The 12,620-nt window shown below is 70.7% G+C and carries 8 protein-coding genes and 2 pseudogenes; 2 read left to right on the top strand and 8 right to left on the bottom strand.

Annotation, left to right across the window (positions count from 1 at the left end; all coding sequences use genetic code 11):
- Positions 1–4: 4 nt before the first annotated feature.
- The 6 genes from gnd to tkt all read right to left on the bottom strand — a co-directional run bounded on the left by gnd (position 5) and on the right by tkt (position 8,339).
- A complete protein-coding gene (gene gnd / locus IE273_RS15705; RefSeq protein WP_189815793.1) occupies positions 5–883 on the bottom strand; it encodes a phosphogluconate dehydrogenase (NAD(+)-dependent, decarboxylating) in 879 nt (292 codons plus the stop codon).
- Between the two features lie 2 nt (positions 884–885).
- On the bottom strand, positions 886–2,538 hold the full coding sequence (pgi, locus tag IE273_RS15700; RefSeq protein ID WP_189815792.1) for a glucose-6-phosphate isomerase: 1,653 nt from the start codon (positions 2,536–2,538) through the stop codon (positions 886–888).
- 1 nt (position 2,539) lies between these two features.
- Positions 2,540–3,466 (bottom strand): glucose-6-phosphate dehydrogenase assembly protein OpcA, encoded by a 927-nt coding sequence (opcA, locus tag IE273_RS15695; protein ID WP_189815791.1) that lies wholly within the window; start codon positions 3,464–3,466, stop codon positions 2,540–2,542.
- The gene (gene zwf, locus IE273_RS15690; protein WP_189815790.1) at positions 3,463–5,052 is read right to left on the bottom strand and encodes a glucose-6-phosphate dehydrogenase; all 1,590 of its coding nucleotides are present in this window, start codon (positions 5,050–5,052) and stop codon (positions 3,463–3,465) included. Before zwf ends, opcA begins: the two co-directional genes overlap by 4 nt.
- Positions 5,049–6,194, bottom strand: coding sequence for a transaldolase (gene tal, locus IE273_RS15685; protein WP_189815789.1), 1,146 nt, complete (start codon positions 6,192–6,194; stop codon positions 5,049–5,051). Before tal ends, zwf begins: the two co-directional genes overlap by 4 nt.
- Positions 6,195–6,263: 69 nt before the next feature.
- Positions 6,264–8,339, bottom strand: coding sequence for a transketolase (tkt, locus tag IE273_RS15680; RefSeq protein WP_189815788.1), 2,076 nt, complete (start codon positions 8,337–8,339; stop codon positions 6,264–6,266).
- Positions 8,340–8,485: 146 nt separating this feature from the next.
- On the opposite strand from tkt, the gene IE273_RS15675 reads away from it, so the two are divergent.
- Positions 8,486–9,376 carry a helix-turn-helix domain-containing protein gene (locus IE273_RS15675; RefSeq protein ID WP_189815787.1) on the top strand — a complete coding sequence of 297 codons (891 nt, stop codon included), beginning with the start codon at positions 8,486–8,488 and terminating at the stop codon, positions 9,374–9,376.
- 337 nt (positions 9,377–9,713) lie between these two features.
- On the opposite strand, the pseudogene IE273_RS15670 reads toward IE273_RS15675, so the two are convergent.
- Positions 9,714–10,262, bottom strand: a pseudogene (locus IE273_RS15670) (carbohydrate-binding protein); the annotation flags it as partial.
- Here IE273_RS15670 and IE273_RS15665 point away from each other — a divergent pair.
- Positions 10,258–10,689: pseudogene (locus tag IE273_RS15665) on the top strand (family 4 glycosyl hydrolase); the annotation flags it as partial. The pseudogenes IE273_RS15670 and IE273_RS15665 overlap by 5 nt on opposite strands.
- A gap of 51 nt (positions 10,690–10,740) precedes the next feature.
- Here the strand turns inward: IE273_RS15665 and IE273_RS15660 are convergent.
- Positions 10,741–12,426 (bottom strand): carbohydrate binding domain-containing protein, encoded by a 1,686-nt coding sequence (locus IE273_RS15660; protein WP_189815786.1) that lies wholly within the window; start codon positions 12,424–12,426, stop codon positions 10,741–10,743.
- Positions 12,427–12,620: the final 194 nt, after the last annotated feature.

Here is a 12,620-nt window from a genome sequence, read left to right as displayed (position 1 = left end):
CAGGTCAGTCCTTCTTCTCGACCGCGTGGCCGCCGAACTGGTTGCGCAGTGCGGCGATCATCTTCATCTGCGGGGAGTCGTCCTGCCGCGAGGCGAACCGGGCGAACAGCGACGCCGTGATCGCGGGGAGCGGTACGGCGTTGTCGATGGCCGCCTCGACGGTCCAGCGGCCCTCGCCGGAGTCCTCCGCGTAGCCGCGCAGCTTCTGAAGGTGCTCGTCCTCGTCCAGGGCGTTGACCGCGAGGTCCAGCAGCCAGGAACGGATGACCGTGCCCTCCTGCCAGGAGCGGAACACCTCGCGGACGTTCTCCACGGAGTGCACCTTCTCCAGCAGCTCCCAGCCCTCGGCGTAGGCCTGCATCATGGCGTACTCGATGCCGTTGTGGACCATCTTGGAGAAGTGCCCGGCGCCGACCCGGCCCGCGTGGACGTAGCCGTACGGGCCCTCCGGCTTGAGCGCCTCGAAGATCGGCTGGAGCCGGTCCACGTTCTCCTTGTCGCCGCCGACCATGAGCGCGTAGCCGTTCTCCAGGCCCCACACACCGCCGGAGACACCGGCGTCGACGAAGCCGATGCCCTTGATGCCGAGCGCGGCGGCGTGCTTCTCGTCGTCCGTCCAGCGGGAGTTGCCGCCGTCGATCACCGTGTCGCCGGGGGACAGCAGGTCGCCGAGTTCGTCGATGACGGTCTGGGTGGCCGTGCCGGCCGGGACCATCACCCACACGTGGCGGGGCGCGTCGAGCTTCTCGACCAGTTCGGCGAGGCTCTTGACGTCGGAGACCTCAGGGTTGCGGTCGTAGCCGATGACGGTGTGGCCGGCGCGGCGGATCCGCTCGCGCATGTTGCCGCCCATCTTGCCGAGACCGATGAGACCGAGCTGCATGATCAGTTCTCCGATGCGTTCTTGAGAGTGCGGTAGGCGGCGACGAGGGCCGTGGTGGACGGGTCGAGGCCCGGCACGTCCGCGCCTTCGGTGAGGGCCGGTTCGACGCGCTTGGCGAGGACCTTGCCCAGCTCCACGCCCCACTGGTCGAAGGAGTCGATGTTCCACACCGCGCCCTGGACGAACACCTTGTGCTCGTAGAGGGCGATCAGCTGGCCGAGCACCGACGGGGTCAGCTCGCCCGCGAGGATCGTGGTGGTCGGGTGGTCGCCGCGGAAGGTGCGGTGCGCGACCTGCTCCTCGGCCACGCCCTCCGCGCGGACCTCCTCGGCGGTCTTGCCGAAGGCGAGCGCCTGGGTCTGGGCGAAGAAGTTGGCCATCAACAGGTCGTGCTGGGCCTTGAGTTCCTCGCTCAGTTCGCCGATGGGGCGGGCGAAGCCGATGAAGTCGGCCGGGATGAGCTTGGTGCCCTGGTGGATCAACTGGTAGTAGGCGTGCTGCCCGTTGGTGCCGGGCGTGCCCCAGACGACCGGGCCGGTCTGCCACTCCACCGGGTTGCCGTCGCGCTGCACCGACTTGCCGTTGGACTCCATGTCCAGCTGCTGGAGGTACGCGGTGAACTTCGACAGGTAGTGCGAGTACGGCAGCACCGCGTGGGTCTGGGCGTCGAAGAAGTTGTCGTACCAGATGCCCAGCAGGCCCAGCAGCAGCGGCGCGTTGGCCTCGGCGGGCGCGGTGCGGAAGTGGTCGTCGACGATCCGGAAGCCGTCCAGCATCTCGCGGAAGCGGTCCGGGCCGATGGCGATCATCAGGGAGAGGCCGATGGCGGAGTCGTAGGAGTACCGGCCGCCGACCCAGTCCCAGAACTCGAACATGTTGTCCGGGTCGATGCCGAACTCGGTGACCTTCTCCGCGTTCGTGGACAGCGCCACGAAGTGCTTGGCCACGGCCTTCTCGTCGCCCTCGAAGGCCCGCAGCAGCCAGGAGCGGGCGGAGGTGGCGTTGGTGATCGTCTCGATCGTGGTGAACGTCTTGGACGCCACGATGAACAGCGTCTCGGCCGGGTCCAGGTCGCGGGTGGCCTCGTGCAGGTCGGAGCCGTCCACGTTCGACACGAACCGGAACGTCAACTCCCGTGCGGTGTACGGGCGCAGGGCCTCGTAGGCCATCGCGGGGCCGAGGTCGGACCCGCCGATGCCGATGTTGACGACGTTCTTGATGCGCCGGCCGGTGTGGCCGGTCCACTCGCCGGAGCGGACCCGCTCGGCGAAGCCGGCCATCTTGTCGAGCACGGCGTGCACCTTCGGCACGACGTTCTCGCCGTCGACCTCGACCACCGCGTCCCGGGAGGCGCGCAGCGCGGTGTGCAGCACGGCCCGCCGCTCGGTGAGGTTGATCTTCTCGCCGCGGAACATGGCGTCCCGCAGCGCGAACACGCCGGTGGCGGTGGCGAGTTCCTGGAGCAGCGCCAGGGTCTCGTCGGTGATCAGCTGCTTGCTGTAGTCGATGTGCAGGTCGCCGACCCGCACGACGTACCGCTCGGCGCGGCCGGGGTCCGCCGCGAACAGCTCGCGCAGGTGCGGCTGGCCCTGGGCGCGGTGGTCGGCGAGGGCCGTCCACTCGGGCCGGTGGGTGAGCTTCGGGTACTCGGCCATCTCAGGCGTTCTCCTTGGTGCCCTCGCCCTGGAGGGCGATGGCGTACATCTCGTCCGCGTCGAGGCGGCGCAGTTCCTCGGCGATGAGTTCGGAGGTGGGGCGGACCTTCAGGGCGAGGGTGCGCGGCGGCTGGCCCGGCAGGGTCAGCGTGGCCAGCGGGCCCTCGGGGCGGTCGACGACGATCTCGCCGTCCGCGGTGCCGAGCCGTACCGTCGTCACGAACGGGCCGGCGCTGTGCACCCGGTCCACCGGCACGCCCAGGCGGGCCTGGAGCCAGCGGGCGAGCAGCTCGGCGCTGGGGTTGTCGGCCTCGGCCTCGACGGCCGCCGACGTCACCTTCACACGGGCCTGGTCCATGGCCGCGGCCAGCATGGACCGCCACAGGGTCAGCCGGGTCCAGGCGAGGTCGGTGTCACCGGGGGCGTAGGTGCGGGCCCGGGTGTTCAGGACCTCCAGCGGGCGCTCGACGGCGTACAGGTCGGTGATCCGCCGCTGGGCGAGCGCGCCCAGCGCGTCCTTGGACGGTGCGTCGGGCGCGTCCACCGGCCACCACACGACCACCGGGGCGTCCGGCAGCAGCAGCGGCAGCACCACCGAGTCGGCGTGGTCGGACACCTCGCCGTAGGTGCGCAGCACCACCGTCTCGCCGGTGCCGGCCTCGGAGCCGACCCGGACCTCGGCGTCGAGCCGCGAGTGGGTGCGGTCGCGCAGGGTGCGGGCCTGCCTCCGGATGACGACCAGGGTGCGCGAGGGGTGCTCGTGCGAGGCCTCCTCGGCCGCCTTGATCGAGTCGTAGGCGTTCTCCTCGTCCGTGACGATGACCATCGTCAGGACCATGCCCACGGCGGGCGTCCCGATGGCGCGGCGGCCCTGCACCAACGCCTTGTTGATCTTGCTTGCCGTGGTGTCGGTCAGGTCGATCTTCATGGCCTGCGCCAGCTCCGTCCGTCTCGTGCGAGCATCTCGTCGGCTTCACTCGGTCCCCAGCTGCCCGACGCGTACTGCGCCGGCCTGCCGTGCGCCGCCCAGTACTCCTCGATCGGGTCGAGGATCTTCCAGGACTCTTCCACTTCCTGGTGACGGGGGAACAGGTTGGCGTCGCCGAGCAGTACGTCCAGGATGAGCCGCTCGTACGCCTCCGGGCTCGACTCGGTGAACGACTCGCCGTAGGCGAAGTCCATCGACACGTCCCGGATCTCCATCGACGTGCCCGGCACCTTCGAGCCGAACCGCACGGTCATGCCCTCGTCCGGCTGGACGCGGATGACGATCGCGTTCTGCCCCAGTTCCTCGGTGGCGGTGGAGTCGAACGGGGAGTGCGGGGCCCGCTTGAAGACCACCGCGATCTCGGTGACCCGGCGGCCGAGCCGCTTGCCGGTGCGCAGGTAGAAGGGGACGCCCGCCCAGCGGCGGTTGTCGATGCCCAGCTTGATCGCGGCGAAGGTGTCGGTCTTCGACTTGGGGTCGATGCCGTCCTCCTGGAGGTAGCCGACGACCTTCTCGCCGCCCTGCCAGCCGGCCGCGTACTGACCGCGCACGGTGTGCTCGCCCAGGTCCTCCGGCAGCCGCACCGACTTCAGCACCTTCAGCTTCTCGGTGAGCAGCGCCTCCGCGTCGAACGCGATCGGCTCCTCCATGGCGGTCAGCGCCATGAGCTGGAGCAGGTGGTTCTGGATGACGTCCCGGGCGGCGCCGATGCCGTCGTAGTAGCCGGCCCGGCCGCCGATGCCGATGTCCTCCGCCATCGTGATCTGCACGTGGTCGACGTACGACCGGTTCCAGATCGGCTCGTACATCTGGTTGGCGAAGCGCAGCGCCAGGATGTTCTGGACGGTCTCCTTGCCGAGGTAGTGGTCGATGCGGAACACCTGGTCCGGCTCGAACACCTCGTGCACGATCGCGTTCAGCTCACGCGCGCTGTCCAGGTCGTGGCCGAACGGCTTCTCGATGACCGCGCGCCGCCAGGAGCCCTTCGGCGGGCTGGCCAGGCCGTGCTTCTTCAGCTGCTGCACGACCTTCGGGAAGAACTTCGGCGGCACCGAGAGGTAGAAGGCGAAGTTGCCGCCGGTGCCCCGGGAGGAGTCCAGCTCGTCGACGGCGTCCTTGAGCTGTTTGAACGCGGTGTCGTCGTCGAAGTCGCCGGGGATGAACCGCATGCCCTCGGCGAGCTGCTGCCACACCTCCTCGCGGAACGGGGTGCGGGCGTGCTCCTTCACGGCGTCGTGCACGACCTGCGCGAAGTCCTGGTCGGCCCAGTCCCGGCGGGCGAACCCGACGAGGGAGAAGCCCGGCGGCAGCAGACCGCGGTTGGCCAGGTCGTACACGGCCGGCATCAGCTTCTTGCGGGACAGGTCACCGGTCACCCCGAAGATGACCAGGCCCGACGGCCCGGCGATGCGGGGGAGCCGGCGGTCCCGGGCGTCCCGCAGCGGGTTCACCCAGTCGGCGGCCGGGGCCACCGGCACGCGCACCTCCTCGGGTGCGGGCGCCTGGGCGGGGGCGTTCTCGGTCATCGGGCGTCAACTCCCTTGCTCTTCAGGGACTTCGCTACGGCGTCCAGGAGGTCCTGCCAGGCCACCTCGAACTTGGCGACACCCTCGTTCTCCAGTTGCCGGACGACCTCGTCGTAGGCGATGCCGAGCCGCTCGACGGCGGCCAGGTCGGCGCGGGCCTGCGCGTAGCCGCCGGTCACCGTGTCACCGGTGATCTCGCCGTGGTCGGCGACCGCGTTCAGCGTGGCCTCCGGCATGGTGTTGACGGTGCCCGGCGCGACCAGCTCGTCCACGTACAGAGTGTCCTTGTACGCGGGGTCCTTCACACCGGTGGACGCCCACAGCGGGCGCTGCTTGTTCGCCTTGTCCCCGGCGAGCGCCAGCCAGCGGTCGGACGCGAAGGCCTCCTCGTACGCCTCGTAGGCGAGGCGGGCGTTGGCGAGGGCCGCGCGGCCCTTCAGGGCGAGGGCCTCGTCGGTGCCGAGGGCGGTCAGCCGCTTGTCGATCTCGCTGTCCACGCGGGAGACGAAGAAGGACGCCACCGAGTGGATCGTGGAGAGGTCGACGCCCCGCTCGCGGGCCTTCTCCAGGCCGGCCAGGTAGGCGGCCATGACCTCGCGGTAGCGCTCCAGGGAGAAGATCAGGGTCACGTTGACGCTGATGCCGAGGCCGATGACCTCGGTGATCGCCGGCAGGCCCGCCTTGGTCGCCGGTATCTTGATCATCACGTTGGGCCGGTCCACCAGCCAGGCGAGCTGCTTGGCCTCGGCGACCGTGGCCTCGGTCTCGTGCGCGAGGCGCGGGTCGACCTCGATGGAGACCCGGCCGTCACGGCCGCCCGAGGCCTCGTACACGGGACGCAGGATGTCGGCGGCGTCCCGCACGTCCGCGGTCGTCATCATCCGTACGGCCTCGTCGACCGTCACCCCGCGCACGGCGAGGTCGGTCAGCTGCTCCTCGTAGCCCTCACCGGAACCGATGGCGGCCTGGAAGATGGACGGGTTGGTGGTGACACCGACGGCGCTACCGCTCGCCACCAGCTCGGCGAGGCTGCCCGAGGTGATCCGCTTGCGGGACAGGTCGTCCAGCCAGATCGACACGCCCTCGTCGGCGAGGCGCTTGAGGGCTCCCGGGGTCGGGATTGCTTCGGTCACTGTGCTCATCTCTCTTTTTGTGCGTCTTCTGTGCGTCGGTGCGCTTGGTATGCGTCGGTGTGCTTGGTGTGCGCGGTGTCAGGCGCGCGTGGCGGCGAGCGACTCGCGGGCCGCCGCGGCGACGTTCTCGGGGGTGAAGCCGAACTCGGCGAACAGGGTCTTGGCGTCGGCGGAGGCACCGAAGTGTTCGAGCGAGACGATGCGTCCGGCGTCACCGACGAACCGGTACCAGGTCAGGCCGATGCCGGCCTCGACCGCGACCCGGGCCTTCACGGCCGGCGGCAGCACCCGCTCGCGGTACTCGCGCGGCTGCTCCTCGAACCACTCCACGGACGGCATGGACACCACCCGCGTGCCGATCCCCTCGGCCTCCAGCCGCTCCCGCGCGGCCACGGCGAGCTGCACCTCGGAGCCCGTCGCGATGATGATCACCTCCGGGACCTCCGTCGAGGACTCGCGCAGCACGTAGCCGCCCTTGGCCGCGTCCGCGTTCGGCGCGTACACCGGCACGCCCTGGCGGGTGAGCGCGAGCCCGTGCGGGGCGGGGTGCGTGGCGTGCCTCTTCAGGATCTCGGCCCAGACGATCGCGGTCTCGTTGGCGTCCGCCGGGCGGACGACGTTCAGGCCCGGGATCGCGCGCAGGGAGGCCAGGTGCTCGACCGGCTGGTGGGTGGGGCCGTCCTCGCCGAGGCCGATGGAGTCGTGCGTCCACACGTACGTCACCGGCAGCTGCATGAGCGCCGACATCCGGACGGCGTTGCGCATGTAGTCGGAGAACACCAGGAAGGTGCCGCCGTAGATCCGGGTGTTGCCGTGCAGGGCGATGCCGTTCATCTCCGCGGCCATGGAGAACTCGCGGATGCCGAAGTGCACGGTACGGCCGTACGGGTCGGCCCCGGGCAGCGGGTTGCCCTTCGGCAGGAAGGAGCTGGCCTTGTCGATGGTGGTGTTGTTCGAGCCGGCCAGGTCGGCGGAGCCGCCCCACAGCTCGGGGAGCACCGGGCCGAGCGCCTGGAGCACCTTCCCGGAGGCGGCGCGGGTGGCGACCGACTTGCCCTCCTCGAAGACCGGGATGCTCTCCTCCCAGCCCTCGGGCAGCTCGCCCTTGCTGACGCGGTCGAACAGCTCGGCCCGCTCGGGGTTGGCGGCGCGCCACTCGGCGATCCGCTTGTCCCAGGCCGCGTGCGCCTCGGCACCCCGGTCCAGGGCCCGCCGGGTGTGCTTCAGGACCTCGTCGGCCACCTCGAAGGTCTGCTCCGGGTCGAAACCGAGGAGGCGCTTGGTGGCGGCGATCTCCTCCTCGCCCAGCGCGGAGCCGTGCGAGGCCTCGGTGTTCCGGGCGTTCGGGGCCGGCCAGGCGATGATCGTGCGCATGGCGATGATCGAGGGCCGCTCGGTCTCGGCCCGGGCGGCCTCCAGCGCGGCGTGGAGGGCGGGGACGTCGATGTCGCCCTCGGCGGTGGGCGCGACGCGCTGGGTGTGCCAGCCGTAGGCCTCGTACCGCTTCAGCACGTCCTCGGAGAAGGCGGTCGCGGTGTCGCCCTCGATGGAGATGTGGTTGTCGTCGTAGACGAAGACCAGGTTGCCCAGCTTCTGGTGGCCGGCGAGCGAGGAGGCCTCGGCGGAGACGCCCTCCTCCAGGTCGCCGTCGGAGACGATGGCCCAGACGGTGTGGTCGAAGGGGGAGGCGCCGGCCGGGGCCTCCGGGTCGAACAGGCCGCGCTCGTAGCGGGCGGCCATCGCCATGCCGACGGCGTTGGCGACGCCCTGGCCGAGCGGGCCGGTGGTGGTCTCCACACCCGCGGTGTGCCCGTACTCCGGGTGGCCCGGCGTCTTCGAGCCGTGCGTGCGGAAGCCCTTGAGGTCCTCCAGCTCCAGCTCGTAGCCGGCGAGGAACAGCTGCGTGTAGAGGGTCAGCGAGGTGTGGCCGGGGGAGAGGACGAACCGGTCACGGCCGGTCCACTCCGGGTCGGCCGGGTCGTGTCGCATCACCTTTTGAAAGATCGTGTACGCGGCAGGCGCCAGGCTCATCGCGGTGCCCGGGTGTCCGTTGCCCACCTTCTGTACCGCGTCGGCCGCCAGAAGTCGGGCGGTGTCCACGGCACGCCGGTCGAGGTCGGTCCACTCGAAGCTGTCGGAAGTCTGCGTAGTCATCTTCAAGAAGTCCTCGTTTAGTACGGGATGGCTGGCCGGACGCGTTCAAACTTAAAAGTCTGACTTTTTTGAGGAAAGGTCGGGGTGTGTCAGCCTGTGGTGAATCTGGGACAGTGATCACCCGACAGAGATAGGGCGAACCGGGCATGACGGGCATAAGACAGCAAGCTGAGGGTGACGTGATCAGAACGTTCCCCTTCCCGGCCGACCTGTCCGTCGGCGGCGTCGGCATGCAGATCGGCCCGATGGGCACCGACCACCGCTGGCACGTCGACGCCCCCCTCCACCGCGTCCACCGTATCGACTTCCACGTCGTCATGCTCTTCATCGACGGCCCGGTACGGCACATGATCGACTTCGCCGAGTACGAGGCCACGGCCGGCGACCTGCTGTGGATCCGCCCCGGACAGGTCCACCGGTTCTCCCGCGAATCCGAGTACCGCGGAACCGTCCTGACCATGCAGCCCGGCTTCCTGCCCCGCGCCACCGTCGAGGCCGCCGGTCTGTACCGCTACGACCTGCCGCCGCTGCTGCACCCCGACCCGGCGCAGCTGGCCGCACTCCAGGCGGCTTTCGGCCAGCTGCGCCGCGAGTACGAGGACACCGAGACGCTCCCGCTCAGCCTGCACACGGCCGTCCTGCGGCACAGTCTGACCGCGTGCCTGCTGCGCCTCGCCCATCTCGCCGCCAGTTCGGCCGAGACCTCCCGGCAGCAGGCCGACAGCACCTTCACCCGCTTCCGGGACGCCGTCGAGCGGGGCTTCCCCACCAACCACAGTGTCAGCGCCTACGCCGACGCCCTCGGCTACTCCCGCCGCACCCTGGTCCGCGCCGTCCGCGCGGCCACCGGCGAGACGCCCAAGGGCTTCATCGACAAGCGCGTCGTCCTGGAGGCCAAGCGCCTCCTCGCCCACACGGACCTGCCGATCGGTCGCGTCGGGGTGGCCGTGGGCTTCCCCGACGCGGCGAACTTCACCAAGTTCTTCCACCTGCACACCGGCCAGACCCCGGTGGCCTTCCGGGCGGAGCTGCGCTGAGCGCTCGCGGCGCCACCGGACCCGAGCCCGCCGTCCCGCCCGCCGGCCGCGGTCCCCGGCGAACGCCGCCGGCCCGTACCCCCGGTATGAGGCCGCTGCCCTCGCGACAGCGCGGGTCGCGGGCCGCCGTCCCCGTCATGGGGCGAGTTCCCCGGCCGCACGCCGACTTCGCCGACCGCGCCGCCAGTCCCGCCGGCCGCGCCGCACCCGAACACCGGATCGCCGGGCTGGAGGGCGGTCACCTCCGTCGGACCCGCGGGGGCGACGAGTCCATGGCGCGACGGCGGAGGCCGACGTATCCGTGCGCGTCGGCCCCCGGCGTCGCGCGCTTCCCCGGTCAGTGACCGAAGTCGAACCAGTTCACGTTCACGAAGTCGGCCGGCTGGCCGCTGGTGAAGGTGAGGTAGACGTCGTGCGTGCCGGTCACCGCGCCGATGTTGGCCGGGACCGTCCGCCAGGACCGCCGGCCGCCCGTGTTCGCCACGGTGAAACTGCCGACGGGCGCGTTGCCGCGGCTGTCCAGGCGCACCTCGACCAGACCGCTGACCCCGCCGGCCGCACCGCTCGCGACCCGGGCGTAGAACTGCTTCGCCGCCGTGGAACCGAAGTCGACGCCCTTGTACAGCGCCCAGTCGCCGTTCGCGAGGGCCCCGATGTCCTGGCCGCCGCCGGTGTCCGTGGTGCTCTCCGTGACGACGCCGGACTGACTGTCATAGGACTCGGCCTGGACGGGGCTGTAGGCGTCCCGGTCGCCGGTCGGCGGGGGAGTGGTGCCGTCGCCCGAAGACCGCAGGACCTGTACGTAGTCGACGACCATCGGGTGGCCCGGCTCGGTCCCGCTGTCCGGGCCGCCGCCGAACGCGGCCGGGAAGCCGCCGCCCATCGCCGAGAACCGGGAGAGCGCCGGCGCGGGCGAACGCGAGGCCGAGGACCTGTCGGGCGGGTACGAGAGGGTCGCCCTCGCCCTGATGCGGGCCATCGCCCGCGACGAACGCGCCACCCTGATCCTCAACGTCCGCAACCGCTCCACCCTCTCCGCCCTGGACGCCGACGCGGTCATCGAGGTGCCGTGCCTGGTGGACGCGAGCGGGGCCCACCCGTTCGCCGCCGATCCGCTGCCCGGCCACGCCACCGGCCTGGTCTGCGCGGTCAGGGCCGTCGAGCGGGAGGTGCTCGCCGCCGCCGAGTCGGGTTCCCGGGCTTGTGCCGTGACGGCCTTCGCGCCGCATCCGCTGGTCGACTCGGTCACCGTCGCCCGCGGACTGGTCGAGCGCTGCACCGAGGTCCACCCCGGCCTGGCGTACCTCGCATGAGAACGGGGGGCCGCTCCGCCGAGCGGCCCCCCGTGTCACCTCACCGGCGCGTCAGCCGGTGAAGCCGGCCGTGATCGAGGTGAACTGCCAGTTGTTCTGGCTGATCCCGGAGCAGTTCTCGGCGACACCGCCGCCCGGGCAGGGCCGGTCGCGGTTGACCGACCAGAAGGCCAGCCGCGCGATGTGGTGCGAGTTCGCCCAGTCCCGGATCTGCGTCCAGATCGCGGGAGTCGTCGACTCCTGCTGGTCGGACAGGCCGTTCATGCCGGAGATGCCGATGTGCGCGTAGGCGGTGGCGTCGTCCCAGCCGAAGGTGGACTTCAGCTTGTTCTTCAGCCCCTCCGCCGCGTTCACCGTGTTGCCGTACATGTCCGAGCCGCCGCCGAAGTCGAACGGCATGATGGTGAACACGTCGATGTTCGCGCCCAGCGCCTGCGCCTGCTCGATGAGCCGGTTGCCGTAGTACGTCGGCCCGGTGGTGGCCGTGCCGAAGGTCACGATGGTCTTCAGGCCGGGGTTGTTGGCCTTGACCGTCTTCAGCGCGGTGAGGATCTTCGCCTGGACGGCCTCGTTCTCGAACTCGTCGGTGTTCTCGATGTCGAAGTCGATGGCCTTCAGGCCGTAGGCGTCGACCACCTTCTGGATCGCCCCGGCGAGCGCGCTCGCGGAGGAGCAGTTGGCGCCGAGCTTGCTGCCCGACCAGCCGCCGAACGACGGCACGATGTCACCACCGGCGGACCGGATCTGGTTGATCGCCGACTGGTCCACGCCGCCGGTCAGCGGCCGGCTGCCGTCCCAGGCCGGGGTGCAGCCGCCGGAGTCCAGCACGAACGCCATCGTGAACCACTTGGCCCCGGTCGCGTTCATCACCGTGGTCGGGTTCGGCGGGTCGCCCCAGCCCTCGTACAGGTACGGCGCCGCCTGCTTGAAGCCGGTGCCGCCGCCGGTGCCCGCGTCGGTCGTCACGCTGACGGAGTTGGAGGCCGCCGAGGTGTTCCCGGCCGCGTCCCGCGCCTTCACGGTGAAGGTGTAACTCGTGCTCGGCGACAGCCCGCTGACCGTGGCCGACGTACCGGAGACACTCAGGAGCTGGTTGGCCCCGCTGTAGATGTCGTACGCCGTCACGCCCGTGTTGTCCGTGGCCGCGTTCCACTTCAGCGACACGCTCGACGACGTCTTGCCGGTGGAGGTGAGCCCGCTCGGCGCGGTCGGCGCCTGGGTGTCACCGCCGCCCCCGCCGCCCGGGCCGTCCAGGCCGATGTCGTCGGCGTAGTAGGTGCCCTGGCCGTACCAGCCGTGCACATAGATGGTGGCGCTGGTCTGCGAGGCGCCGGTGGTGAAGGAGACGCTGAGCTGGCTGTACGCCGACGGGGACGACGTCCAGGTGGACGCGCCGCCGTCGACGCCCAGGTACACGTAATTGCCGCGCACCCAGCCGCTGAGGCTGTACGTCGTGTTCGGCTGGACGGCGACCGTCTGGCTGCACTGCGCGTTGTCGCTCGACGTCACCGCGCCCTGGAGCGCCTTGGCGCCGCCGTGCACGGGGGAGGAGACGACCGAACCGAGGTTGCCGGTGCAGGTCCAGGGGGAGAGGCCGCCGGACTCGAAGCCGGGGTTGGTGAGGATGTTGGCCGCGTGGGCCGTACCGGGGAGGGCGATGGCCCCGCCGACCGCGAGGGCGGCGGAGCCGAGCAGAGCGAGGAGCCGGCGTCTGGAACGCCCGAGTGTGTCGCGCACGCGATCTCCCTGTCAGGGGTGGGGTGTTCGGGAGTGCTGGGGAGTGCGGAAGCGTTGCGTCAACGAATTTGGTATGGACCAATCCACCCTGTCAAGGAGAAGAGCGGAATTGGTCCATACCGGTTGGGCGCCAGTGTTCCGGAAGGGCGCGGGCAACCGCGTGACGAGCCACGACGCACCCGCGGCCGGCCGGT

This window comes from Streptomyces olivaceoviridis, assembly GCF_014650115.1.
GTDB classification, from domain to species: domain Bacteria; phylum Actinomycetota; class Actinomycetes; order Streptomycetales; family Streptomycetaceae; genus Streptomyces; species Streptomyces olivaceoviridis.
This window is presented reverse-complemented; position numbering and strand designations above follow the sequence as displayed.